The following is a 25,060-nucleotide window of genomic DNA, read 5'->3' on the forward strand; positions in this document are numbered from 1 at the left end:
AATGCGCCAATGGGAAAATTCTTTACTAAGCAGGTCTGTGTTTACCTCGACCAGTTTGCCGTCAGCCATTGTGCTGACCCAAACTCTTCGGAAGACTGGCAGCAGCTGCGAACCATCATTGAGCAAGGCGTAGCCAATAAAACCTTGGTTGTTCCGTACTCCAACGAGCACTTGCTGGAATCGTCGGCTAGAGATGCTGAACGTGCGCAAACGCAAGATGCCTTTCTTTTCAGGCTCAGCGGGGGATTGTCCTTGATGTCAGAAGGAGATGTAACGGCGCGGCTGCTCCTCAACCACGCTCGTAAGCAAGCTCCTAGCAGAAGCAGTTTTTGCCAAAAGGTGCCGGTGATGGGCTTTGCCCTTCAAGATGGATTCCAGCAGTTTAGCGCGATAAAAAGGGGCTTTAATATCATGATTGAAGAGGCGGCGGTAGCAGTGAACCACACCCGCCAGCTGACTGCTCAAGGGCCACGCCCCAATGAGGCCCTGCGCAGAACTGCGCTCTTCCTAAAAGAAGAATACTACACGAAAGAGCTATTGTCGCAGCTAAAGAAGTTTGCCCGGTATGGATTTCTGGAACGGAAAACCGCTGTGTTTCCCTCGCAGACAATTCCGTTGTGGTCAGATGCTGTCATGGTTCTTCTGATTAACCGGTTGGGAATGACTCAACGGGAAGCGAGAAAAATCAAAGAAACGATTGAAAAACACGGCTTGCGAGTAGCTGCTGCCCCTCTATTTATTCGAGCACGACTAGAAGCGGCCATGGCTCTCAAGCACCAGCGAGAAACGCCCAACGACTACATGGATGTGCAACGCATGGCCGTAGCGTTGCCGTTCGCAGACATCGTGCTGACTGATAAGTCTAAATGTTTTGACATCAAAGAATACGCTCTTCATACCCTTTTCGACACGGAAGTCTATTCCGGCAGTCGCGAGGACCTAAAGCAGTTCGCAGTGCGGTTGAGAAAAATTGTGGAAGCGTAAGTCTCAGACCCTATCTGTTGCCGCAGTACATTAGATTTGATTTCATCCTTGCTTCCCCTTCACCTGCCGTATGCCGCTAGATATGCTTTATGACCTACCTGAGCTGCTACGCCGGGTTGAAAAGAAACTAGCCGACCCAACCGTGTTCTATATGCTCGCGGCTCATTACTACGACCGCGACAATCACCCGCGGCGTCGGCATTATCCGGCTGTCTTCACACTGCATCAGGGCGAGGTTGCAAATCTTACCGTGGGCTCCACGGACCTGGCCTTTGATACAGCATTGGTGCGTTTTCCGGAAGATGGCGAAGAACATGCGCCCGGTCCCTGGGCAGACCGGTTTCGGGCGACAATCCCCTTCGAGCAGCTGTACCACGTGATGCGCAAAGTAGTACCCGCCGGCCAGCCCACGGGCAAACAGCTTCATTTTTCCTCGGACGACTCGGTGTACTACAATGAGCGGGTATACCGTGACAACTACCCTTCGCCGTGGACCATCATGTCACCAGAAGCCTGAGTATGATGCCTTCCACACCGCACCCCTTACAAGGCGTTCTGCGCCAAATCCAAGCCGGCCTGGGCGATTCGCAGAACCACTACTTGGTCTGCACTAACTACTTTGAAACCGAGAACGGCCCTGTGCTGCTGGGGACCCTGCACCTGCAGCAGGATACCGTGTGGAACCTGGTTATCGATGCCGACAGCTTTCGTTGCGAAGTGCTGCTACACCCAGATGACCCACAGTATCGCTCTCTCGTCACTGTCAACTACGACCAGGTGTGGCAGGTGCTCCACGGCGACGGCCCGAACTTCAGTGGCGAGCGAGCGGAAAACATCCTCTACGAGAATACTGAAGGATTATCAACTTTTGCCCGCCAGGGCATAGCCGAATAGTTGTGGAAGAACTCTTACAGCCCCGCCACCCGATGGACAAGCACCATCAGGCCCAGCTGCAGACGCTGCAGCAGTTGCCTGAAAGCCAGCGCCACGAAATGGCCCGCTTATTTCGGCTGGGCAATGCCACGTATCGGTACCAACAACAAGCTGTTGGCGAAGTCACCGAAGAAGATTACCGGCATTGGCTGGAAGGCTTGCCCGAACGCATGCGGCGGGCTGTGGAGAGGGAAGGCTTCGAGAAGGCCAAGACAAGCCTAGGCTTGCGGCGGCATGCCTTGGAACGTCGGGATATGGGCTACTCCGCATTTATGCAGTCGATACTCTCCCCTGAAGATTGGGCGTTTGAGCAACAGCAAGTCCGGTCTAATGATAGAGCGTAGTAGGTACAGCCCTACACTATACTCAGATGCTACATATAGTAGTATTTATCGGGTAACATGTCGTCATCTTCTGCATACTGGATGATGAAGGTCATCAACGAGATTGCCAACCTGCCCAACATTGCCTTTTGGACCCGCAACCTCGAACGCGGCAAGGGCTTCGGCATCAACGGCTTTTTAAACCACTACCCCGACTTCATCATCCAGACCAAAAGCGGCAAAACACTGGTGGTCGAGACGAAGGGGGACCATCTCGATGCCGAGCAAAAGATTAAGCTGGGCGCCACGTGGGCCCAGAAAGCCGGCAATGCCTACCGTTATTACATGGTGTACGAGCGTCGTGTGGTAGATGGGGCTCACAAGCTGGATGACTTTTTGAATATTTTGAAGGATATTTAATGTGCCATTACCCGGCCTTGTTTCTCTCTGATACCTTTTAGAATGTATTGCGCATGCCACCATCGCAACCTGCTACCCCAGAATCACCTTCGGATGCAAATGCGGCGCTAGCTACCAAAATTGTGGCAGCGTTGCGAGCGGCTGATTTCATTGGGCCGACAGAAGAGAAGGCCGCAATGATGCTGCTCACTACTACACCGGCCAAGGCCGGTGATTGGCGGCGGCTGCTCGAAAAAAACCTAGCTTCTACGACTACCGACCATGCCGCAACGCATCACACAGCTTAGACTGACGAATTTTCGGGGTGCCACGCAGCCGGTCACTATCAAATTCACTCCTGAGAAAGGTGGGGTGAAAACCAATGTTGTTGTCATTTTCGGGGAGAATGGCACTGGTAAATCTACGATTGTGGATGCACTGGATGTAATCGGGAATACATCGTTTGGCTCCCTCATCCGGCCCGGTATTCAAGCGCCGCAAAAGTATGTGGCTTCGCTTACGCGGGATGCACAATCGGTCGAAGCGGAACTGACGACCCAGGCGGGGCATACCCGCAAGGCTACGCTAAGCGGCAAGACGGTGGTCATCTCATCTGGCACCGCTGATGCTATTATGCCCGAAATTCGGGTATTACGTCGGCGCGATTTACTTCAGCTCATCGAGGCTACGCCGGCGAAGCGTTACGAGGCCATTCAGAAGTTTATCGCCGTAGCGGGGGTAGACAGTGCGGAAGCCGCTTTGCGAGCAGACTGTAACGCCGTAGAAAAGCAGCTTGGCACCGCTGAAGCTACCCGAGCACAAGCAGCGGAATCATTGCAGGCACTCTGGGAGCAGGAAAGGCAGCCGGACGAACCAGCTCAGGACGCATTGACCTGGGCCACGTACCGCGCTGCTGAAAATGTAAGCGAGCTGCAAAGCCGGCTCGGTTTCCTGGCCAAAGGCCCTGCTGGAATACAGCAACTCGCAGGTATCGTGGGGCAATGGCAGCAGACCCAGGCCAAGTTCACCCTTGAACAAGATGGCCTAGATATCGCCAACGCTGCCCTGCAAAACCAGAATCAGGATGCCACTGCCAGAAGCACTGAGCTTATCAGCCTGCTGAGCTCTGCCGAGCGATATTTAGCGCCGCCAGTCGAGCCGAGCAGCTGCCCCTTGTGTGATAACAGCGTGCAGGCAGATGTACTTCGCTCACGTATTCAGACGCAACTCGCCCAACTGCAAACCTCTCGTCTGCTTCTACAAAAAGTAACTGAAGCTCAGGCCCGCTTCAAAACAGCAAGTGATGAAAAGACGCGCTGTAATCAGGAACTGGTGCGGGTAATCCAGGCTATGGGGGCGCACTTTACGAAGCACGAGCCAGCAGCTGTGCAGGAGTTGCGTATCGACTGGCCTGCGCAGGTCATAGAATTGGCCGTGGCCAATGATGACACTAGCATCAAGGTCGCGGCACTAAGCGAGAAGCTGGTTGCCGTTAAAGAAGCGGTGCAATCGGAGTGCGACACGCTACAAACCCGCCTTGCCGTTTACAACAACATCAAAACGCAGGCCCAGTCGTTAAGCAAGAGTATGGATGAGGTAACTCATCTGGAGGCCGTATTGGACCGCCTGCGCAAGGCCTGCACGCTGATAGTAGATAAGCGCCGCGACTTTGTACAGGCCATTCTGGATGAAATTATTGGGGAGGTGAATGCCCTTTATCAATTTATCCACCCCGGCGAAAAAATTGGCCTGCACCGGCTCGAAATGGATGATGCGAAGCGTGCTTCGCTCGACCAGCAAGCCACCTTTGAAGATAAAGACGGGGTGGTGCCCCAAGCCTATTTCAGCGAGTCGCACCTCGACACGTTTGGGTTCTGTCTATGGCTGGCCTTGGCCAAGCGCGACAACCCGAAGCAGTTGGTACTTGTACTCGACGACGTCTTTACGTCGGTTGATGCGCAGCACTTCCGTCGGATTTCGGATTTACTGGCGGCGCAAGCGGCTAATTTTCAGCAGGTCATTATCGCCACGCATAACCGGCTCTGGCACGACTATTACAAAATCAGCGGTGCCAGCGTGCATCTGCTCAAGCTCGAACGCTGGACGCTGGCTCGGGGCCTGCGGCCCCACGAGGACCAGATTCTGGCGACCGAGCTGGCCGCAGCTCTGGAGGCAGACATCTTTGACCGGCAGGCAGTAGCATCAAAGGCGGGCGTACTGCTGGAGAATGTCCTCGACAACCTGGCCGCTTACTACGAATGCAGCCTGAAGTACCGGCCGGGCCGTGGACATACGTTGGGTGATTTGCTGCGCACCACCAAAAAGCTGTTCCAGACGGCGAAAGTGCGGCGGGTGCGACGGGATACGCAGGGGCATCCCCTCGCACCGCACCTAGAAGAAAACTGGGTGGAAATCACTCTGAAGCAGCACCACGAAAAGCTTGACGCTATCAAGCTTATTCGCAACGAAGTGGGAGCACATTTTAACGCCCTGGGCAACGATTGGTCGGATAACGATGTGCGCGAGTTTGGGCAGGCAGCCTACGACCTGGCCGAGGCCCTGGCCTGCCAGCAGTGTGGCCACATTCCCAAGAACCTGCGCACCGACCACCGCGGCTGCGGCTGCGATGCCAAACACCAAACGCAGCTTTACCCGCTTAGCCTTAACTAAGCCTGGCTGCCCCGATGCGGTTCGTCCGCGTCAGCAGCCATAGTCGATACATGCCATCCCAGGGTACCATCTTCCCCCACAATAGCCATGACGGCCGGCAGACCTTCAGCCTGCCGCTCGCGCTGTAGGCGGGCAAACAGGTTCTTATCGTCTTCACTGGGCCGGATGCTGTACCCGTCCGGGTGAGAATGCCATTCGCCGACGTACACTACTTGTCGACCAGTGCATTCGCTAATGCGGGCTAGCTCAGCTGGCACACCCTTTATGCCGCGCACGTAGGCCGTGGGCGACTCCAGGCTGTCAGCTGGCGAGGGAATAAGGTCCACGATGTACAGCCGGCGCTGCTGGGTATCAAACACGCCCACCAGTATGCCCCCTGTTTCATTGGGCAGGCGAGCCTGACGTTGGGCGTGTAGCTCCCGTACTAGTTGCTGTGAAAGGCTTACCGTCCAGCCACTCATTGCCTTTTCTGTATAAGGAGACACCTCGATTTCATGGGCTGTTACCGTTAAATCGGGCTGAGCCTGCCAGATTTTGAGGCGGGCTTCCGGCTCGGCTACCGTCGTGCGTACTGCTCGGGCTCCAATAGCTGCGTGCAGAGCAACCTGGTCTTGGGGCAGTCGCACCGAAACATCGCGGCAGGCGTGGGAGTAGCGAATGGGCCGGCCGGCCAGGTGCAGGTGCGACTGTAGGGCGGGTTGGCGGAGCAGCGCCCGGTAATATTCCATCTCCAGCTGGTCGAGGCGCAGGGCGCGGTCTTGCGGCTCGGCCAGCAGCACCAGGTCTGTACCTGACGGATTCAGAAACAGCGACAAGCGGCGGCCCGGGCTTGTTATTCCCAAGGTTAGGTGCCGCGCTACGGCTACCGAAGCCGACATATCCAGTACGACCTCGGCCGCTTCGTAGGCAATCCGTACCGAGTCTGAAACTGGCTTCAGCACGTTGGCTGCAATAGCCTGCACCTCCGCTTGTTCATGCGTGGTCTGCAGGGTGGCTGCCATGGCTTCGGCCTTACCCATACCGACCGCACTGCCGGGCAAATAGTGGCGGGCCGTATTGTGAGGCTGATAGTAGTCCTCGTCCAGCCACACCCAGTTGCCCTGTCCGGCTCGTACCAGATTATTGACGACCTGCGAGCCTAAACTACCTGCCCCAATGGCCACAAAGCGGGTTGTGGTAGGGGACACGTCGTTATATGCCGCTGCTAATTCGCGCGTCAGGGCACACACCGGATTAAGCAACACTAAGGGGCTCTGCTGGCCGATGCGGCTTGCATCAGTATAAAACAGCTCGACCACCTTATTGGGCTGAGCTCGCCAAATTCCAACGTCCGTACCAATCTCAGCTAACGTGCCTACTGTGGCAAAAGCCCACACTTCCATGCCTTCGATAGGACCTTCTACGGTACGCTGTTTGGGCATTCGCACGATGAGCAACAGCTTATGGTCCCAGCTAAAGCCCGAACGGCCTTTGCTGGTAGCCAGGTGCTGGCGCAAGGCATCCAGAAAATCCGTGTTTTCCGTTGATAAATAGGTCTGCAATGCTCCCAAGGTGCGGGGCTGCTCATGAATTAGCCCGTGTACCTGGGGCGGAGTCGTGTATACAAAGCTGGCAAACTGTACCTGCCAGCCTGCTGTGGGCGGGCTGGCCGACAGTGGCAGCGCCACCAGTGTTGTCTGCCCTAGCACGTTGCTGACAATGCGGGCGCGCACGGGCTCCAAATCGGTTGCTTCAGCCGCAAAGTAAGCGGACGGTAGTACGAGCCGCTCAGCTGGCGCATAAAAGGCCTGTTCCAAGGCCTGGTCGGCAGCGTGCAGCTCACCGCGTGCCGTCTGAGTCAGCCAGTGCTGCAACTGCCGGAGCAGCGCGGCGGCGGTCCAGGTTGGCTTGAGGTCGGCGTAGGCGGTCTGGTACAAGCACAGGCTAAGCGGCATGTTTTCGCCACCAAAATGAAGATGGGGCACCAATGGAAAATCCTCCCGGAGTGCCAACACGACCTGGTGGTCAGTATCGGCTGGGGCGAAGCCAAAAGCAATGCGCTCGACCGTGCGCACATCGTGCACCGGATGCTGAGGCACTTCGGCCTCAATATCCACCACGACTATTTCGTATTCCGGTGTGCGTCGGCACTCTAGCAGCCGCACGTAGGGCAAGCCCTGACTTTGCAGGGCTTGCACCATTTCGACAGCCTTCGGCAGTAGCAGCGCGTCAGCGGCCACCGGCTCGCCCGCTACGGGATAATAGGCAATTTCAGGTAGTTCCATCATCTGCCTCCTTAATTGCCTTGGTAGCCAGCCCGTGGGGGAGGCGTGTTGCCGCTTGCGATGCTGGCGGCAGCCGCCGCCAACTTGCCAATGCTGGCCCCTAATTGGTCAATCTTGATGACGATGGGCTCAGGATACAAGATGCTCTTGTGCTCCATCGTGACCAGGAACTCGCCACCGAGGCGTGTTGCTTGGGCTTTATAATAAGCCGCGGCCTGGCGGTGCGGAGGCTGTTTGTCCTCGTCGTTGCTGGGAATTGGCTTACTGGTAGAGATGAGGCGGCCCCGGCTCTGCCCGTACGTTTCGAATAGCTTTTTCACGTGTGCATCCGGCACGGTCACGTCGGTACCTTTCTCGCTGCTGAGCGACAGGTAGCTACAGTGATGGGCAATCTTAAAGATGTCCCACTCCAGGCGCTCCGTCCGGCCATAGTACTCGGTCACCTTCACGATGGATTTGATGACTTCCCAGTCGATGTCGGAGAAGAAGTGCATACGAGTTTTGCGGCCGCCCTCCTCAAATGTTGCCTGGAAGGTAAGGGCGTCGCTGTTGCGGTCCATCAGGGCCAAGCCCCCACCGGCTGTACGGCCGGCAAACGGTGAATGCACGAAGAACTCCACCCCGTCGGTAGCCAGGTTGAACCCGGGAATTAGGGTGCCGGCGTTCGTAATGAGGTGCGCCCGGTCGGCAACCGTGAGGTTCTTCGAGGCCAGCCAATCGTCGAGTTGGCCCGGGCCGGAGAATACCCGAATTCCTTCACCTTTTAGCAGGCGGTAGCGAGCTTCCTGACGCAGAATGCGGGTTTCGTCCTCACAGCCCTCTTCTACGATGACGGCCGCAGGCACCCACAGTTCCTTGATTTTTACCCGGCCAGCGCCCTGGTATTTAGCAGCGTGCAGCAGCTCAAAAAAGTCTGAAGCGCCGCACGTGTGGTCGTTGTCGAGGTGCGTAAAGGCAACGACATCGTAATTGTCGCGCTTGGCATTGAGCAAGTCCGCGCGAAGCTCCACCGGCAGGTCAATGCGCTTGTCCTTGGGGTCGGTGGCGCACCGCATGTTGGCGTAGTCAATCAGCAGCTTTTTGCCGTTCGCGAGGTCAATCCGCGAGGTATCGGCGTTTCCGAGGTTAAAAATGGTTATCTGGTGCATGTAGCAAAGCAGTTACGGTATGGAAACCATTTGGCCGCAGGCTGCGACGTAGTGGGTTCAGTTAAACAACAGTTGGCAAGAAGTCAACCCCGCGCCCCGGTCGATGTCCGGCTACGACCACAAGCATGGGTTTTCCTTCATTGCCCCGGCAAAGCAAACGCTCAAGTGTGCAGTCTTTTTGCACACTAAGAACTTGCTTCATTGTTTTTTTGTCAATACCCCGTATTTTGCCATAATCACCTGATAATCAAATACAAAATTTCACCGATGAAATTTCTCTAATGTCCTTACTACCTTTTGTAATCCATGAAAAGACCGTTCTTCGCCAGGCTCTTTCACCTGCGCAGGTGGCGAGCGGCTATTTTCCCGTGTCCCGATGCCCATTAATAAAAACGCCTACAATCGTTACCTCATTATTGACCGCTGTTTACAGCAAGGCGGTCGTCCCTGGACTATTCAGGACTTGCTGAAAGCAGTGGAGGAGGATTATCTGGAAACTACACCTGATAAGAACGGCGTCTGCGAGCGGACACTGAAAGGCGACTTGCACAACATGAAGTTGCCAACCCATCATAATGCTCCTATTGCGTACAGCCGTCGGCGTGGGTATCACTATACAGACCCTGAGTACTCGATTCATAAGACGCCGCTCACGAGTGAAGACCTGCTCATACTTCATCAGAGCCTGCACACACTGAAGGCATTGCGCGGTCTGGGCTTGGCAGATGACTTAGATGAACTGATTCAGCGCCTGGAACGAAAACAACCCAGTGCCGGGGCCGCAACCAATTCTATTCTACAATTAGAAGCCGCACCCGAATACACTGGCACTGAGTATTTGAAACCGCTTTACAAGGCTATCCGGGAAAAGACACCACTAGTCATGCAGTATCAACCCTACCGGGAAGAGCAGGCTAGCTCAGAGGTAGTGCATCCCTATCTGCTTAAAACCTATAATGGCCGCTGGTATCTACTAGCTCGCAATGAAGCCAAAGGTCCTCACCTACAAAATTATGCACTCGACCGCATTAAGGGGCTTAGTGCAAGCTCCGTGGCTTTCCGGTCAACCGATGTTGATTTTAGCACTTACTTCGACCACCTTATTGGGGTAACGATACCGAAGAAAGATTCACAGGTTGAGACTATCCGCCTACACATCAGAGCAGGGCGGGCACCCTATGTGCTTACAAAGCCTTTGCATCCTAGCCAAGTAACAGTTAGTCAAGATACTAAAGGCATAGTGCTAGAGCTACGTCTGATTATCAATCAAGAGCTTAAATCCCGACTACTCAGTTTCGGGCCTGACCTGCAGGTGCTCGCTCCTGACTCACTTCGCGATTCTATGCAGAAACTGCTCAACAAGGCCGTCGCCCGCTATCACTAGGCTGTTGAAGGCATAAGCAGTAGCGGTAGTTTGGTCCCGCTGAAGGCACAACAGTAAGCGAGGTGGTTGAGGAAGAGTGCGGGGATGGTTAGCTTGTGAAAGCTTGTAAAAATCAGTTGCCAAAATCGCTGCTTTTAGCAGAGAGTTACTGTCGCACTATCTCGGCTTACATTTCTGCCTTCTAAGTATCTTAGCGTGCTTGCTTATCAAACTAGCATTTTCCTCATACCGCCCTTTAATGGAAGACTATACCTCCTCGATGTCTTATGAAATATTCATTCGCCGAGCTCACAGCTGCGACCGAGACCGAAAAGGAGCATCTCTGGACTACTTCCGCAACTTGCAGAATACCGAATCTGGTCGATTAAAAATTAGTGCCCTGGGCTCTGCCGCCAAGCAGCTGGCCGCGGTGAAGGGATATTTGGAAAAAGCCATAGCAGCCTTTATTAAGCCTCGCCGGGGACGCAAGCTTTCTCCCGTGGAAGTGCAGCAGCTAGAAGCCCTATTACCGCGCATTGCAGGCAGCAACAGCGCGGCCGAGCTACTGCCGTTGATTGAGCAAGGCTTAGCCGTTACGCAGCCCTACAAAGAAGCCTGACTTTCGACCCAGTGAAAATTCTACCTCCGCATAAAATCAGCGGCGCGTTGTTCGACCTCATACACGAGGCGCGGCAGGAACTCGTGCTGGTATCACCTTACGTCAACCTAACGCACTGGAAGCAACTGGCCACCGCTATCAAGGCTGCCCATGCCCGGGGCGTACGCATTACCTTCTTTACCCGGCACGAACCCAACGACCTAACCAGTAAAGAACAGGTAGAAGCACTGGGTATTACGCCACAACTCGTGCCCTGGCTGCACGCTAAGTTTTACTTCAACGAAACGAGTGGCCTTATCACATCACTGAATCTGCTGGGTTCTTCCAACAGCAATTCCATTGAGATAGGCTCGCAGCTTGAAACCGCTGAGGAGTTGAAAGTGCTGCGCCAGTTCGTGCAGCAATACCTTGCGCCGCAGCAACTCGGGCAGCCCGTGAAGAGCGAAGACAAGCGCTTCGACACACAGGATTTCAGCCAGGTTCTAATCGACTATTTGAAAGATGAAATTGATAAGGCCTGTGTGGTGACGTACGAGCCCGACAAGAGCTTGTCCATTCAGGCATTGCGTAATTCTTTCAGCGCTACTATCGAGGGCTTTCCCAATCAGTTTATGATGGATGGTATTATATCAGGCCGCGAAGCTGACCGCTTCAAGGCCAAGCAGAAGAAGCATTTTACTTCACCGGCGGTACGCTACAAACTGGAGCGTGGTAATGCCGGCTACTACGATGCAATCCAGGCAATTCTTATTCAACCTCTTTCCAACAAGAATTTCAACAGGCTCATGTCTGCCGAAAAAAAGCAGCTTTGCCTGCTCATAGCTGATTTTTTAAGAGCGGTACGAGCTTTCAAAGATGACTATTAGCCACTCGGCCTGCGGAAACATCAGTTGCAGAATAGCAGCCATAGTTCACAGCCAACACTCTACTTAACCACCCGTGCACGCATGTCATTTACTCGCCGCTTTGGGCTAGCCTTATCTGGTGGTGGCTACCGGGCTGCTGCCTTTCATTTGGGTACACTTCGTAAACTGCATGAGATGGGACGGCTGGCTTCCATTGATGTCATTTCTACCATCTCGGGTGGGTCTATCACCGGAGCCGCTTATTGCTTACACCAAGGGACTTTTAAGGAATTTTATGACCATATGACACAGGCGCTGCTGTGCTGCAACGTCATTCGCCGTGCCCTGCTGTCGTGGTCTTTTGTGCGGTTCTTATTGTTGGTTTTGGCCTTTCTAGTGCCAAGCGTGGCCTTGCTTTTTACTCACTGGGCACCCTTCTCGCTAGTGCCGCTAGTCGGCTTGGTACTTGTGGTGCTTCGCTACCAGTTTCGCTTGCTGCCGGTCAGTCGAGAGATTGAGCGAGCCTACGACACCTTTTTTTATCATGGCCAAACGTTACAACAACTACGCTCCACGCCTATTCTAGCCATTGGCACATCGAATCTGCAAACGGGACGGCCATTTACCTTCTCGCGGGAATGGATGGCAGACTCGACGTATGCTTACTACCAGCCCCCAGTGCATTTCGATGCAGCTGATTTCCCGGTGGCACGGGCTGTAGCTGCTTCCTCCTGCGTACCATTCGCTTTCACCCCCATTACCATTGCCCCGGCTTTTTTTCGAGAACCGACTGACGTAGACCGTGCCCATCCTCAGCTCATTGATGGAGGTGTTTACGACAATCAAGGTATCCAGAAACTTACACAGGCTAACAGCCGCTATGAGTGTAATACCATTGTCGTGTCGGATGCTGGGGCTGGATTGAGCCCCTTAGGTAGCCGCCCATATCCAAATACTGCGGCCCTACTACTGCGCACAGTGGATTTGTTCATGCACCGCATCAAGAATGCGCAGATGATGGCCAACCTTTTCCGGCGTGCAACGGAGCACAGTAAGTGTGTTGCTTATCTGTCATTAGGATGGCAATTAAAAAACAGCATTCCAGGCTTTATCGATAATCTAGCCCAAGGAAACATTTCCCCAGCGGTAATGGCAGCCCGACAATTACGTGCTGACTGGATAGCTAATCCAAAAGAGTATCGTTTTGCTCTCACAGAACATCTTGAACAACAGGTGGGCTATGCCGATTTGGCCGCTCGTGACCTAACTATAGATGAGTGGCAGGTGGTATGCCAAGTCGGTACTAATCTTACCCCATTGACACCTATTCAACTCGAACTCCTGACTCGTCATGCCGCAAACTTGACGGAAATACAAGTCAAGCTCTATTGGCCTTGAAACAGCTTAATGTATTAGGTTTCAGATTGGGATATGCTCGGCCTTGGCTAGCAAAGGGTAAACCTACAATCTTGGACCTCGGCGCTTAAGAGTTACTACTGTATCGTCAAAAGACTGGCTTTGCATTTTTTTCTGAGCAAGTCGTTCAAGCTGAACTAACTGCTGCACACTTTGGGCAAGGGCCACGGCCTGTTGCATCAGGGGAGGCTCCTGACACAAAATAGAATGCTTCGACACCTCTAAAGCAGCTTGTTGCAAGCTTGCACTCCGCTCTTCGACACGAATAGGTTCGTGTAACACTAGTGTCATCTGCTGCAACAGTTGGTTGCCTCGGGTGGTATCTCCCAGGTCAATGTCCCGCAAGGCCTCACCAATAATGTAGGCACTGGTTTGCATCACCCGTTGCGCTTCCATGCGCTGCATATCAGGCGTAGGAGCTGCTAATGGTCGGGCCTGACTGGCGTCACGCAGTTGCATGGCCTCCGCGCCGGCGAGGGGCGTGACGGCCGTACGCAGCAACAGTACGAGCGGCTCCAGATTCTTATCCGGCTGGGCGGGTCCGTAAGGACGAATGATGGCCAAGTCGCGGGCATTGTTGAGTTGAGCAGCCGCGGCCGGGCTCAGTTCGACCTGGTAGCCGGCTTGCCGACCCAGCAAGGTCATCACGCTCTGAATGGTGCGCCCGTTACCTTCCCGAAAAGCGTGCGCGTGGTTGTACTGGTCAAAATAGTAGGCTGCTCGCCGGGCAAATTGCTCGGGTGCCAGGCCACGCAGGTTGTTTTCCAGCTGCAGCTGGGCGCCGATGGCATCCAGACGCTGGTCGAGTTGCTGGTACGGGGCGTAGCGCATTGTATCACCCCGGGGATTGAGCACGTAAGCCGGCTTTTGCCCCTGAAACGGGCCATTTGGACCGTGGGCGCGGGTCTGCCCCGCCCATGCATACACGTCCTGAAATAGCTCCCGGTGGATGCGTTTGAGGTGCGCAGCGTCAAACTGGCCCGGCAGGTCGACGGCTCCCACCACGATGCGCAGCAGAGCCGGAATGGACAACGCCCCTTCCGCTTCGCGCAGCTGGTCTTGGTTGGTAATGCCTAACCGGTTATAGATGACCTGGTGGGCCGGGTCGTAAAATCCATCCTGAATAGCCACGGCAAGAAGGTTGCGTGATAAAAAACCCGTCCGGCCGAAGACCAGACGGGCTGTATGGGGCGGGGGCGTTAGTCCAGCAGCGGCTGCTCTGGGCGCATGGCCGCCGGCGGGCGGACAGCTGGTGCGTCGTTTGAAGCTTCGGCCTGGCCTGCGTAGAAGCTTTTTAGCTCGTCGGTGACACCCTGCAGCGTCAGCTCGCCCGCCACGTAGCGGGCGTACACCGCCTCAGCGGCCGGGCCGGGTACGGCCCCCTGGGCGACACTCCAGGCGCGGGCTTTGTCGATGAGTTCCTGCCGCTGGGCGGGGGTGGCTTCCCGCTCGGAAAAGGTGATGGGATGAGTCATCGGTTAGGGCTAGTGGTTCAGGTAAGACAACATATTTACCCCCTGAAAGGCTCCTCAAACCGGTAAGAAGCGCATTTCCGGGGCAGTATTGGCAACAAAAGGGAAAAAGACCAACTGGTGGCTTTACTGCTGAGCGGTCAGGAAATGGAGCTGGTCGCGAAACGTGGCCAGGGCCTCGGCATCCGGCAGCAGAAAGCACGGCGTCTTGCTGGCCAGCGGATAGTGCAGCAGCTCGGTGGGCACTGCTAGGCAACCCAGCAGCCGTTGGAGCAGGCGCGGTTCCTCGCGTTTGAGCTTGCCGTTTTTCAGGTTGATGATGTTGGGGTACGTAAGCTGATGCGCCGCGCAAAAAGGCTTCAAGCCACCGTTACCCAGCATTTTCAACCGCCCCTGCGCGTAGCGAAGCGCTTCGGCGTAGGTCACGGTCAGCTGTAAGTCGGGGAAGGGCAGCGGGGCTACTACCGGGCATTCAACTTCCATGCGGTATCAGGATTAAGCGGGTCAGGGTAGGCACCGCAGTAGCTCGTGCAGCAACCAAACCCAACCGACGGTCTACAATTTCTGGTGCCTTCGCGACCAGGTGGACACTGCGAAGCTACCAACTGCGGGCAGGCCCGGGGCGAAAAAAGGACGAATGGTAAAAAGTTAGCCGCGAAATGCACCACGACTACGCGAACGGTTCCGCATGCTCAGCTTCATAAGTAATAGCAGCTTGGTAAAAAAGGTTGATGAACTAATCCTAACTTGGTCGATTACCACACCTTTTGATAGTGCTAAAGAACATAATATAGTATGAGCTGGATAGAAGCTAAGCATAGAAGATCCGAAGAAAAAGCTCAAATGCTGCAGGAGTTGGAGATTAACAAAATCCGCAAGCAGCGAGAAGATCTGTTTGCCATCGTTGATAAGTTGAGCTATGACAATTTTGGTATTTCAAGAGACGTAGTTGAGGTTTCTCATTGCTATCTGTCAGACGATACAGACTGCTCCGATTACGGTACCGACACATACCGTTTAGCTAAGCAAGTCAAGTTACAAGGCCGGGTCATGCAATTAGATACTATCAGCCCGACGCTCCTTCGTAAGCACGATTTATACACACATCTTGCAAACGCTCCCGCTTCTCACAGATTTCCAGCCGCATGTTCAGGGTCGGCAGTATTGCGAGAGTCATTGGGCCTAACGCGTGAATACAACTACAAGACTTGCATAATAGATGAGCTTTCTCATGTCTCTGTCACATTTAGTCATGGAAACGCACACTGTATAGACCTTGGAAAATCAGTAATGCCAGATGATGTTCAGCGTTACCTTACCAAACGCTTATCAATCATCAGTGAAAAAGACTTTTCCGATGTCAGGGTACTATATCTTATCCTACCTGAAGTAGTCACAGCAGCACCAAATTCTTAGTTAAAAAGTAACTCAATGCTGCTGCTTGGGGCGCCCCAGCTGCGGCGCCGGCACGGCCACGGGGTGCTGCATCTGGTAGTAGGCCAGCTCAAACACCGTGGGCAGGTCGAGGCGGGCGAGCACGGCTAGGCGCTGCAGTTCCTCCAGGGTAGCGGTTTCGGGCTTCTGCATCCGCAGAGCCAGAGTGCGCGGCACCACTTTCCAGGCTTCGGCTACCTCTTTGCGGGTACCCAGCGAGTGAATCAGCTCGGCCAGTGAGCTACAGGCAACGGGAGCAACGGGCAGCTGCTCGCGCTCCAACGGCTGCACATGCACGCTAGGAGGGGTTAACTTCAGAGTTTTCATGCCGTAAAAAAAGGTTGCTAAATTGGCATTATTACGGCCCTGCGTAATTCATGACCAATTCGGCAGCGGCATACTAGCTCGCCCGTCAACTACGGCTGGCCCCGCTACAATAACAGCAAGGCAAACTGCCCCCCTTGCTCTTCCCGAGTGCAGCGCAGGGCTTCCAGGGCGATAGGGCGGACAGCTCGGACCAGCTTTTCGAGCACGGCGAAATCGTCCGGCGTGTCAATCGCAAGTCCGAGCCGCGGGGCTACCTCGCAGGCCAGGCCCTCGCAGTTCAGGCTCTTGTCCAGCTGCTGCATCTGCGCTTCCACGTCGGTCACGGCGGCAATTAACCGACTGCGAAACCGGTTCCAGTCCGGATGGCACATAGTGGGGGCTTCGGCGGCTTTCATGGGCTTGACCGTTACAGGTGGGTAGCGTAGCCGGTGACCGACGTAAACAGGCCCGTTAGGTCTTCGCCATATACCAGATCGAAGGTTTGCTTGCGGGTGATAACTGCCTCGCAATCGACGAGCTGCTGGTGGTAGAACTCGACCGTATAGGTATCGGTAGGCATGAGGGTAACCTTCAGCCTATTTACGCCCGCCTCGTTGCGGCGCAGGTTCATGCGCAACCAGGGGTTGGTGGGCGTGCGGCCGGCAGCCAGTAACTGGTCGGCTCCGGTCATGGCCAGAAATCGCCGGCCTCCTAACTGCAGCAGGATGATGTAGGCTTCTTCAACGATTTCAGGGCTATTGGAAGAGGGTTTGTCCATGGCCGACAGGTATTTATGAATGGGCTGGCTTATGATTAATAAACAGAATCCGAATTAATAAAGTTGCTTTTTTAGCTTATTTACAAGCGCTTTTATTGCATCTTAAAAGTGCCGCGCTCTTGTTTTCCCCCTTCGTTATTCGCTTATCAAAAGTGGTTTTTCCAGTGGCTTCGCTCTAAGCCGTGGCTCGGCCAGTCCTCTTGGAATGGCCATCAAAGGCAGTCGCTCAGTAGCAAGTGAACGGGCCTCGTGGGCACGGCTGGTGCCAGCGGAAGTAGCGGCCAGTTAGTTTCGGGTTAGTGAAAAGGATAGAAATGGTAAGTCATTAGTTACCTCTCGTCCCAGGCTGCTGAGCAGGGACAAAATCTTTTTAGCTGCTACCCGTTGATCAAGCCGCAAAGGATAATTACTTGGCGTTGGGCCGCTTATGGGCAACGGGCTATGTACCCAGTTGGGACTGGTATGGTCAGCAAGGGAAAGGATAGGTTTTGTAAGTCAACTTTGAAGGAACAGCCTGCGTAGGTTGCCCTCCCCAAAGGCAAAAACAGCCTCCAGGTGCTGGAAATGCTTACCATTTCTATCCTTTAGCTGCTGGCTAGCACCTGCTGACTTACCATTTCTATCCTTTTGGCTGCATCGGTCATGTCAGCTTATCATTTCTATCCTTTCGGGTCCAGAGCAGCTTCTAGTGATTTGCCAGTAGCGCGGGCAGCGGCTTGCAAACTTGGCAAAGCCTTACTCAATACAGCAGACTTTTAAGAAAGAATGTAGCTTGATAGAAAAGGGAATTGTAATCTTGTAAACCGCGATAAAGCCGTCCAAAAGGCCTATCGAGTAAATAAAAGTATATATTTTCTTGAAATAGTGCAAAACATTTTATGCCAATTTAGACTCCTTTTTTTGTTGCTTTTCTTGTCCCGCTCCAACGTTTTGTACCCACTAAAAGCCTATCGCTCGAACGTCATCAACAAATTTGTGAGTTTTTTTTATTTGTCAAGTATTTACTCTATTTGCAGGCGTCATAACTCATTGATTGTCCGTTTTTTATACCCCTAAAAGGATAGCAATGGTAAGCCAAAGGATAGTTTTTGTAAGCGCAGGGGATAGCTTTTGTATGCAAAAGGATAGCAACGGTAAGCCAAAGGATAGGAATGGTAAGTGCAAGGGATAGCTTTTGTAAGCGAAAGGATAGAGCTTTAAGGAAGACTTACCTTAATGTCTGTAAGTCTCTTATCTTTGACCGTACGCTCTATCTATCCCCACTAGCATGAGTACTCCCGTCACCGCCAGCGCCCCCACCACGGGGGTAGAAATCCGGCAGCACAATGCCATTACCACCGCGCGCTACGAAATGAGCGCCGTCGAGATGGATATTGTCTTCTCCCTGCTCTCGGTGCTGCGCAAAGAGGACAAGCCGGGCACTATCTACCGCATCCGGGTAAAGGAATTGGAGCAGATGACGGGACGCTCCTGGAACTACCAGCGCCTGCTGGAAGCAACCTCTAACCTGCGCAGCCGCGAGTACGTGATTGAGGACAACAAGCATGTGCTGCAGGTGGGCTTGCTGGCCTCGGCGCTGTACGTGAAGGGGGAAGGCATCATCGAGCTGGAAATCTCGGAGCGTATGCGGCGCTACCTGATTGACCTGAAAAACAACTTCACGTCCTATCGCCTGCAGTCGGTGTTCAGCTTGTCGAGCAAGTACGCCAAGCGCATCTACCAGATTGCTTCGCAGTGGAAGGATATCGGGGAAACGAAAACCTTCACGCTGGACGAGTTTAAAATCATGCTCTCGCTCAAGGACCCCAAGGGCCACGAGCCGGAGCAATACGAGAAGATTTCGGCCCTGCAGAAGTACGTGCTCGACGTGGCCACTACCCAAATCAACGAGCACACCGACCTGCGCATCAACTACGAGCTGATTAAGAAAGGACGCTCCTTCCACAGCATCCGCTTCTTCGTCAACGGCCAGGTACCCCAGCAGCTGCCCATTCCCTTCGAGGACGGGGCCGAGGAAGAAAAGCAGCGCCGGGCCCTGCAGAACCTGGAAGAGCTGGAAATCCGGGACCCCAAGCTAGTGAGCCAGATCCTGGGGGATGCTAAGAAACTAAACGCCCTCTTCTCCTTCTGCTACAAGCACAAAACCGGCAAAGTGAAGGCCGATAAGAACCCGGGCGGCCTGTTTCTCAAGATGGTGGGCCTGCGCTAAGCTACTGGACTCGGTGACTGTGGCTGTACCAGCGCCGACGGAACCAGAATGCCAGGTTGACCAGCGCAATCAGGGCGGGCACCTCGATGAGCGGTCCAACGACGCCAGCGAAAGCCTGGCCCGAGTTCAAGCCGAACACACCGATGGCCACCGCTATGGCCAGTTCGAAGTTGTTGCCCGTGGCTGTGAAGGCGATGCTGGCATTTTCCGCGTAGTCAGCCCCCAAGTACTTGCCCACCACGAAGCTGAGCACGAACATGATGCCGAAGTACAGGGCCAGCGGCACGGCGATGCGCAGCACGTCGAGCGGCACCTGTACGATGGTTTCGCCCTTGAGGCTGAACATGACCACGATGGTGAGCAGCAGCGCCACCAGAGTAATAGGGCTGATAGCTGGCAGGAAGACCTGCTCGTACCAGGCGTCGCCTTTCAACCGGCGCAGGAGGGTGCGCGAGAGAAAGCCCGCCGCGAATGGAACACCCAGGTAGATGAGCACGCTTTGGGCAATGTCGCCGATGCCGATGCTCACGGTGTAGCCTTTGAGTCCAAAGTAAGGTGGCAATATCGTAATGAACAGCCAGGCCAGCACCGAGTAAAACAGCACCTGGAAAAGGGAGTTCAGCGCCACCAGCCCGGCCGCGTACTCGCGCGAGCCATCAGCCAGGTCGTTCCACACCAGCACCATGGCAATGCAGCGGGCAATGCCGATAAGAATCAGACCCATCATGTACTCCGGCTTGTCAGGCAACAGCCAGATGGCCAGCAAAAACATGAGGAGCGGGCCCAGTATCCAGTTTAAAAACAGCGAGAGCCCGATAATGCGTGTGTTGCGGAATACCGCTGGCAGTTGCTCGTACTTGACTTTGGCCAGCGGCGGGTACATCATCAAAATCAGGCCAATGGCCAGCGGCATGTTCACCGCCCCCACCGAGAAGTAATTCACTACCCGGTTGATGCCGGGCACGAAGTAGCCCAGGGCCACGCCCAGCGCCATGGCCAGGAATATCCACAGCGTCAGGCCCCGGTCCAGACCAGAGAGCTTCTTTTCGGCTAGCACGGCGGGAACTGGCGGGGCAGAAGGGTTCAGCGTCGTCATCGTGTAGTAGTCGTTATGCAATCCCCACAGTCGGGCTGCGACGCTCCAGTTGCACCGTATTGCGCCATACGCCGTAGTGCCGGCCAATTCGCTCCCGGTAGCCAATGATGCGGAAGCCCGCCTGCGTGTGCAGGCCGATGCTGGCGCTGTTTTCCTCAAAGGTGCCTGCCTGCAGCGTCCAGATACCCTGGGCTTCCGACTCGGCAATAAGCGCCGCCAGCAATTGCCGGCCCACGCCCTGCCCCCGGGCGTCGGTGCCTATGTAAATGCTGCTTTCGGCCACCCCGCCGTACACGCAACGGCTCGACACGGGCGAGAGCGCCGCCCAGCCCAACACCACGCCCGTGTTGTCCACCGCCACCAAGCGGCTGTGGCTTAGGTGAGCGTTGTTCCAAGCTTCCCATTCCGGCGCCTGGGTTTCAAACGTAGCATTGCCGGTCGCCATGCCGGCTTCGTAAATGGCCTTCACCGCCGGCCAGTGGGCGTCCGTCATCGGGATAATCGTCATTACAGAAAGGGTTAGTAGGCCTTGCGCAGCATGTCCGCGTATTCGTTGGGCAGCGGCGAGGCCTCCACCGCCCGCGCGGCTTTCTCCACGTCGTATGCCACGCGCACCAGCTCCGAGCGCACGCTGCCGGGGTCCGTCAGGGTGGTGTGCTCGTCCAGGTGCAGCAGTTGATAGGCCGCGCGCGGGTCGCCATCCTTGGGCTTGCCCACCGAACCGATGTTGAGCGCGTGCCGGTAGCGGGTCTGGCCTTCGTGCTCGTAAGCAAAGGTGCGGTGGTAGGGCTTGTGGGTGTGCCCAAACAGCAGGATGTCGGCGTTGGCTTCCTGCAACACCCGCAGGAAACTGGCTTCGGGTCGGTCCTCGAACAGGTACTCGTTGATTTTGCGAGGCGAGCCGTGCACCATCAGCAAACTCAGCGTGCAGGGCTCTTCCTGAAAGTCCAGGCGCATGTGCTTGGGCAGGTAGCGCAGGTAGCGCCGTTCGTCGGCCCCGACGACCTGGTTGGTAAAGGCAATGCTTTGGGCGCCCAGGTCTTTTTCCGTATCCGTTTTGTAGGCACAACCGCAGTTCTCGCTGGCCAGGCCAATGCCCTGGTCGTAGTTGCCGGCCAGCGTGGGGATGCCCCGCCGGCGGACCTCATTGACCACTTCATTCGGCCAGGGGGCGTACCCCACTAAGTCACCCAGGCAGAAAATCATGTCGGGCCGGCGCTGCTCGATATTGGCCAGCACGGCTTCCAGGGCCGGTAAGTTGCCGTGCACGTCGGAGAAAAAGGCAATGGTCATGGAAGAGAGAAAAAAATGGGAAGAAGGGAACAGAGAAACGGCGCCGCCCGGGAGGGCTGCGCCGCTGAATCCGTTAGCAGCACCCGCCACCCGGCGTGCAACCGGCTACCTGCAGTTGGGGCAGGGCCAGGTCCTGGGCCGGAATGCCGCAGGCCTCCTGGGCCAGGCAGGCGGTGTGCTTAGGCGTGAGCACGAAATCGGTGCCATCGAAGGCCAGGCCGAACTTGCCGATGGTGGCTTGCTGGTATTCGACCTCGATGTCGAGGTCTTCGCGGCCGAGAATCTTTTCCGAGAGCTGCAGGATGTGCAGAAACTTCTGGGGTGCTAAGCGGTGGTCGTAGTCGCCGGCTTCCCAGAGCTGGAAGTTGGCTACGGTTTCGCGGCGCTCCACTCCGCCGCAGTCGATGAAATGCTTGCTCACGAGGCCCACTTCCGTCACGTGGAAGTGCGCCGGTAGGTAGGTGCCGTCGGGCAGGCGGAAATTCACGGCGTCGAGTCCGGCGAGGGACTGCTTCATGTCGGCGATGTTCATGGGTACAGGGGTTGGGTTATGGGGTGAAGAAAAGGTGGTAGCAGCGGCGGAATCAGCAGCTGCACGCATCCGCGGGCCCGCAGGCCGGGCTGGCAGTAGCTTCAATGAAGAAGGCAGTGAACTGCTGCTGCACCTGCTGTAGCAGCTCGGTGTTGAGGCAGTAGCACACGGTCAGCCCGTCGATTTCCCCGCGGATGAGGCCCAGGGCTTTGAGCTCCTGTAAGTGTTGCGAGACGGTGGTGCGCGAGAGCGGCAGCTCGGCGGCGATGTCGCCGGAGATGCACGTCTGCTTAGAGGCCAGCAGTTGAATGATGGCCACGCGGGCCGGGTGCGCCAACGCCTTCGCCACGCGGGCCAGTTGCTGTTGTTCTTCGGTAAAGGCGGCAGTTTTGGCGTAGGTCATGGCAGGACGTGAAGTATGTCGCAAATATACGACATAATATGACGCATGTTTACGGCATAAGTTATTTTTTTGCGCTATCTCCATTGAATGAGCTATCCATTGTAGCAGCTAGGCCTGCATACTAGCCATAGCTAGGCTACTCGCTTTTATCCGTCAGCGGGTAATCGGGTATCCAATCTTCCGGACTGCCAACAACCGGCGCTGGCGTGGGCTGGTAGGGTTCTAATTCCCGGCCGAAGCAGTGGCCTAGCGTAACACCGGGGCACTGCCGCTGAAACCAGGCGGGTAGCACCTCAGGGGCGCACACCACGCCCAGGAAGCCCTCGGCGTGAAAGTAGGCTTTCACCTCGGCCGGCCCGAAGCCGTTCAGGTAGATATGCACGCGGGCACCGATGGCCGGCACCTCGCCGCGGCCAGACCAGTGCAGCCCAGCTGGCAGGCCCGCTAGGCTGGGAAACCCGACCCACGCCGGGCAGGCTTGCGGCTCACCCACCCAGGCGGCGGGGCTAAGAGTAGGCTGACGGGCGGCAGAAGCGGCTGGAATTGACATAACAGGGCAGTAACGGGTAAATGGTGAAACGGCGGAGTCCTTGACGGCTAACTCCGGGCCGGACATTTTCCTTTTGTTGGCGCGCTGGGGAGCCGGCTAACCATTGCCAGCCGGCTCCCTCTCCCCTACTCCCTACTAGGCCGCTTCGGGCAGAGCATCTAGGCTGTCGGCTCCGTAGCTGGGCACAATGCCCAGAATATGATTGGCGGCTTTCTGGGCCTGGCTGGCGGCGGAGATAATCAGGCGCTTATCGTTGCGCAGGGCCTGCAGCCAGTTGGCCAGGTAAGCGGCGGTACTGGGTTCGGTTACAGCCAGGTTCAGGCCGGCGGCGTTGCTCAGGAAGGCGGCGCCCAACTCGGCCACCAGTTCTTCCTTGGCGTAGGTTTCGCTGCCAAAAGCCGCCTTTTCCGTGAGCGTGGCCCGGTCGAGACGCTTGGCGTGACCAGTGGAATGTGCCAGCTCGTGAAACAGGGTCGTATAAAAATCCTCGGGCGTGTGGAAGTTCGCCGGCTCGGGCACGGTCACGGTGTCGGTGCTGGTGCGGTAGTGGGGCTCACTGCCGGCGTAGCGAATGCGGGGGCCACCGGCGTAACCGGCCACAATCTGTTCGGCGGCCTGCTGAGGCGTGTGCTCGCGTTGCACCGGCTCGGGCAGTTTCCACTCCACGCCGTCAATCTGGGCGATGTTGAACACGGTGGAATACTGCAGGATGGCCACTTTTTTCTCCTTGCCCTGGGCATCTTCTTTCTTCGACACCTTGAAGAATACCACGGGCATACCCTTCTCGCCCTTGCGCACCTGGCCGCCCAGCTCGCGGGCCTGGTTGTAGGTCAGGTAATAGGGCTGCTCGTGCTGGAGCATGGCCAGCAGCAAGGCATTGATGCCCTGATACACGTGCTTGCTGCGGTAGTTACGGGGCGCGCCGTGGGCAGCGTTCCACGACTGTTTCCACGGGGCAACGCCGCTTTCCAGGGCCAGAATAATCCGGTTGGTGATGATGTCATACACATCGGTGCGGGGGGCGGCAGCGGGGGCATTTTTCATAAACCAAAGGCGGGTAAGTGGTTGAAAAGGCGTTAGTAGAGGTAATCGGGGTGGGCGGCCGGACCTAGCTCCTGCGCCTCGCGGGCCAGCTGGGCATCTTCCCAGGCCTCGCTTTCTTGCAGGGCCAGCAGCTTCCAGCGCAGCAGCTGGGCCGCATCGGTGCAGGCACTCAGCAGCGGCTCAGCCTTCTGGCGGCGCTCCGCGCTGAAGGCGGGATGATTGAGCACTTCGCGCAGGTTCCGGCGAGCCGAGGAAACCAAGAGCGCGCAAGCAGGGGAAAGGGGCGTTGACACCATGATTACCAAGCTGTTTTAGGTGCGTTGCTTATACTTATTAAACGCAAGAGCATTCGTTAAAGTTGCTTTTTTAGCTTATTTATTAATGCTTTTTTAGCTTATTTATGGCATAAAGATTGGCTTTTCCCCTCTTGTTCGCTTTCATGGGACGACTCCATCTCTCGTTCACGGTAAGCGGCCTGTACCTTTCCGCGCGCAGGGTATCTTGTGCGGCTGAACTTTAGTCAAAGAAGCTTGGATGCTGCTTGCCTTGTACCTGCGAGAAAACCATTCCGTGCGTCGGGCGGTAATAGCGGTGTTGCCTAAGTAGAATTAGTACCTTTGTCAGCAAATGCGCCTGCTAGCCCTGTTTTTTGCCTTCTACTTCTCGTGCCTGTCGATAATGACTTGCTCCGACGAAGCCTCCGTGGGCAAAAACCCGCAGCAGACGACCATGGCTGCCACTTCTCACTCCAGCGACGGCACCAATGCCCTGGGTGATTGGTGCTCCCCCCTTTGCCAGTGCCACTGCTGCCCCGGCGTGGTTATGCCGGGGCCGGCAACGATGCCCCTGGTGCAAGCGCCCTTGCCGGACTGGAACAAGGCCCAGCGCCACGCTTTTTTCGTGGTAGCCGCTCCGACGCGGGCATCGGGGGCCGTGTGGCAGCCGCCCCAGGCCTAGCCTTTCCCTATTCTTCCTGCTG

29 protein-coding genes are annotated in these 25,060 nt (G+C 55.8%); 13 read left to right on the plus strand and 16 right to left on the minus strand.

What is annotated here, in order from left to right; genetic code table 11:
* Positions 1–9: 9 nt before the first annotated feature.
* The 6 genes from OIS53_RS20025 to OIS53_RS20050 all read left to right on the plus strand — a co-directional run bounded on the left by OIS53_RS20025 (position 10) and on the right by OIS53_RS20050 (position 5,309).
* Positions 10–984, plus strand: coding sequence for a hypothetical protein (locus tag OIS53_RS20025; RefSeq protein ID WP_264682476.1), 975 nt, complete (start codon positions 10–12; stop codon positions 982–984).
* Positions 985–1,066: 82 nt separating this feature from the next.
* Positions 1,067–1,501: a hypothetical protein gene (locus OIS53_RS20030; RefSeq protein ID WP_264682478.1), complete on the plus strand. Its 435-nt coding sequence runs from the start codon at positions 1,067–1,069 to the stop codon at positions 1,499–1,501.
* A 5-nt stretch (positions 1,502–1,506) separates the two neighbouring features.
* Entirely contained in the window at positions 1,507–1,878 is a 372-nt protein-coding gene (locus OIS53_RS20035; protein ID WP_264682480.1) for a hypothetical protein, read from the plus strand.
* 2 nt (positions 1,879–1,880) lie between these two features.
* Complete coding sequence (locus OIS53_RS20040) at positions 1,881–2,261, plus strand: hypothetical protein (protein ID WP_264682482.1); 381 nt, start codon at positions 1,881–1,883, stop codon at positions 2,259–2,261.
* Between the two features lie 57 nt (positions 2,262–2,318).
* Complete coding sequence (locus OIS53_RS20045) at positions 2,319–2,660, plus strand: hypothetical protein (protein ID WP_264682483.1); 342 nt, start codon at positions 2,319–2,321, stop codon at positions 2,658–2,660.
* A gap of 261 nt (positions 2,661–2,921) precedes the next feature.
* Entirely contained in the window at positions 2,922–5,309 is a 2,388-nt protein-coding gene (locus tag OIS53_RS20050; protein ID WP_264682485.1) for an AAA family ATPase, read from the plus strand.
* On the opposite strand, the gene OIS53_RS20055 is transcribed toward OIS53_RS20050, so the two are convergent.
* Entirely contained in the window at positions 5,306–7,489 is a 2,184-nt protein-coding gene (locus tag OIS53_RS20055; protein ID WP_264682487.1) for a Mov34/MPN/PAD-1 family protein, read from the minus strand. The two genes, OIS53_RS20050 and OIS53_RS20055, sit on opposite strands and share 4 nt — an antisense overlap.
* A 95-nt stretch (positions 7,490–7,584) precedes the next feature.
* Entirely contained in the window at positions 7,585–8,721 is a 1,137-nt protein-coding gene (locus OIS53_RS20060; protein WP_264682489.1) for a ComEC/Rec2 family competence protein, read from the minus strand.
* Between the two features lie 376 nt (positions 8,722–9,097).
* On the opposite strand from OIS53_RS20060, the gene OIS53_RS20065 reads away from it, so the two are divergent.
* The 4 genes from OIS53_RS20065 (at position 9,098) to OIS53_RS20080 (ending at position 12,946) form a co-directional block, all read left to right on the plus strand.
* Positions 9,098–10,105, plus strand: a complete 1,008-nt coding sequence (locus OIS53_RS20065) for a helix-turn-helix transcriptional regulator (RefSeq protein ID WP_264682491.1) — start codon at positions 9,098–9,100, stop codon at positions 10,103–10,105.
* 238 nt (positions 10,106–10,343) lie between these two features.
* Positions 10,344–10,703 (plus strand): hypothetical protein, encoded by a 360-nt coding sequence (locus OIS53_RS20070; RefSeq protein ID WP_264682492.1) that lies wholly within the window; start codon positions 10,344–10,346, stop codon positions 10,701–10,703.
* Positions 10,704–10,714: 11 nt separating this feature from the next.
* Positions 10,715–11,569: a phospholipase D-like domain-containing protein gene (locus OIS53_RS20075; RefSeq protein ID WP_264682493.1), complete on the plus strand. Its 855-nt coding sequence runs from the start codon at positions 10,715–10,717 to the stop codon at positions 11,567–11,569.
* An 81-nt stretch (positions 11,570–11,650) separates the two neighbouring features.
* Positions 11,651–12,946, plus strand: a complete 1,296-nt coding sequence (locus OIS53_RS20080) for a patatin-like phospholipase family protein (RefSeq protein WP_264682494.1) — start codon at positions 11,651–11,653, stop codon at positions 12,944–12,946.
* Between the two features lie 63 nt (positions 12,947–13,009).
* Here the strand turns inward: OIS53_RS20080 and OIS53_RS20085 are convergent, their stop codons facing one another.
* The 3 genes from OIS53_RS20085 to OIS53_RS20095 all read right to left on the minus strand — a co-directional run bounded on the left by OIS53_RS20085 (position 13,010) and on the right by OIS53_RS20095 (position 14,919).
* Entirely contained in the window at positions 13,010–14,095 is a 1,086-nt protein-coding gene (locus tag OIS53_RS20085) for a Fic/DOC family protein (RefSeq protein ID WP_264682496.1), read from the minus strand.
* 68 nt (positions 14,096–14,163) lie between these two features.
* Entirely contained in the window at positions 14,164–14,439 is a 276-nt protein-coding gene (locus tag OIS53_RS20090) for an antitoxin VbhA family protein (protein ID WP_125423139.1), read from the minus strand.
* Between the two features lie 123 nt (positions 14,440–14,562).
* Positions 14,563–14,919 carry a hypothetical protein gene (locus tag OIS53_RS20095; protein ID WP_264682498.1) on the minus strand — a complete coding sequence of 119 codons (357 nt, stop codon included), beginning with the start codon at positions 14,917–14,919 and terminating at the stop codon, positions 14,563–14,565.
* A 312-nt stretch (positions 14,920–15,231) separates the two neighbouring features.
* Here OIS53_RS20095 and OIS53_RS20100 point away from each other — a divergent pair, with 312 nt between their 5' ends.
* Positions 15,232–15,852 carry a hypothetical protein gene (locus OIS53_RS20100; protein ID WP_264682500.1) on the plus strand — a complete coding sequence of 207 codons (621 nt, stop codon included), beginning with the start codon at positions 15,232–15,234 and terminating at the stop codon, positions 15,850–15,852.
* 12 nt (positions 15,853–15,864) lie between these two features.
* On the opposite strand, the gene OIS53_RS20105 is transcribed toward OIS53_RS20100, so the two are convergent.
* From OIS53_RS20105 to OIS53_RS20115, 3 genes are all read right to left on the minus strand, one after another.
* Entirely contained in the window at positions 15,865–16,197 is a 333-nt protein-coding gene (locus tag OIS53_RS20105) for a hypothetical protein (protein WP_264682502.1), read from the minus strand.
* 104 nt (positions 16,198–16,301) lie between these two features.
* Complete coding sequence (locus tag OIS53_RS20110; protein ID WP_264682503.1) at positions 16,302–16,592, minus strand: hypothetical protein; 291 nt, start codon at positions 16,590–16,592, stop codon at positions 16,302–16,304.
* 11 nt (positions 16,593–16,603) lie between these two features.
* Positions 16,604–16,954 (minus strand): hypothetical protein, encoded by a 351-nt coding sequence (locus OIS53_RS20115; RefSeq protein ID WP_264682505.1) that lies wholly within the window; start codon positions 16,952–16,954, stop codon positions 16,604–16,606.
* A gap of 1,267 nt (positions 16,955–18,221) precedes the next feature.
* Between OIS53_RS20115 and OIS53_RS20120 the strand changes: the two genes are divergently transcribed.
* Entirely contained in the window at positions 18,222–19,163 is a 942-nt protein-coding gene (locus OIS53_RS20120) for a replication initiation protein (protein WP_226271747.1), read from the plus strand.
* Between the two features lies 1 nt (position 19,164).
* Here the strand turns inward: OIS53_RS20120 and arsB are convergent, their stop codons facing one another.
* From arsB to OIS53_RS20160, 8 genes are all read right to left on the minus strand, one after another.
* Positions 19,165–20,259, minus strand: coding sequence for an ACR3 family arsenite efflux transporter (gene arsB / locus OIS53_RS20125; RefSeq protein WP_264682573.1), 1,095 nt, complete (start codon positions 20,257–20,259; stop codon positions 19,165–19,167).
* A gap of 13 nt (positions 20,260–20,272) precedes the next feature.
* Entirely contained in the window at positions 20,273–20,767 is a 495-nt protein-coding gene (locus OIS53_RS20130) for a GNAT family N-acetyltransferase (RefSeq protein WP_264682510.1), read from the minus strand.
* An 11-nt stretch (positions 20,768–20,778) separates the two neighbouring features.
* Positions 20,779–21,552 carry a metallophosphoesterase family protein gene (locus OIS53_RS20135; protein WP_264682512.1) on the minus strand — a complete coding sequence of 258 codons (774 nt, stop codon included), beginning with the start codon at positions 21,550–21,552 and terminating at the stop codon, positions 20,779–20,781.
* A gap of 73 nt (positions 21,553–21,625) precedes the next feature.
* Entirely contained in the window at positions 21,626–22,084 is a 459-nt protein-coding gene (locus tag OIS53_RS20140) for a DUF6428 family protein (RefSeq protein WP_264682513.1), read from the minus strand.
* Between the two features lie 52 nt (positions 22,085–22,136).
* The gene (locus OIS53_RS20145) at positions 22,137–22,487 is read right to left on the minus strand and encodes an ArsR/SmtB family transcription factor (protein ID WP_264682515.1); all 351 of its coding nucleotides are present in this window, start codon (positions 22,485–22,487) and stop codon (positions 22,137–22,139) included.
* 136 nt (positions 22,488–22,623) lie between these two features.
* Positions 22,624–23,037, minus strand: a complete 414-nt coding sequence (locus OIS53_RS20150; RefSeq protein WP_264682517.1) for a hypothetical protein — start codon at positions 23,035–23,037, stop codon at positions 22,624–22,626.
* Between the two features lie 135 nt (positions 23,038–23,172).
* On the minus strand, positions 23,173–24,081 hold the full coding sequence (locus OIS53_RS20155) for an ArdC family protein (RefSeq protein ID WP_264682519.1): 909 nt from the start codon (positions 24,079–24,081) through the stop codon (positions 23,173–23,175).
* Positions 24,082–24,113: 32 nt separating this feature from the next.
* Positions 24,114–24,341: a hypothetical protein gene (locus tag OIS53_RS20160; RefSeq protein ID WP_264682521.1), complete on the minus strand. Its 228-nt coding sequence runs from the start codon at positions 24,339–24,341 to the stop codon at positions 24,114–24,116.
* Positions 24,342–24,708: 367 nt separating this feature from the next.
* Here OIS53_RS20160 and OIS53_RS20165 point away from each other — a divergent pair, with 367 nt between their 5' ends.
* Positions 24,709–25,038 carry a DUF6660 family protein gene (locus OIS53_RS20165; protein ID WP_264682523.1) on the plus strand — a complete coding sequence of 110 codons (330 nt, stop codon included), beginning with the start codon at positions 24,709–24,711 and terminating at the stop codon, positions 25,036–25,038.
* The last annotated feature ends 22 nt before the right edge of the window (positions 25,039–25,060 follow it).

The sequence above is a fragment of the Hymenobacter sp. YIM 151500-1 genome (assembly GCF_025979885.1).
Taxonomy (GTDB): Bacteria; Bacteroidota; Bacteroidia; order Cytophagales; family Hymenobacteraceae; genus Hymenobacter.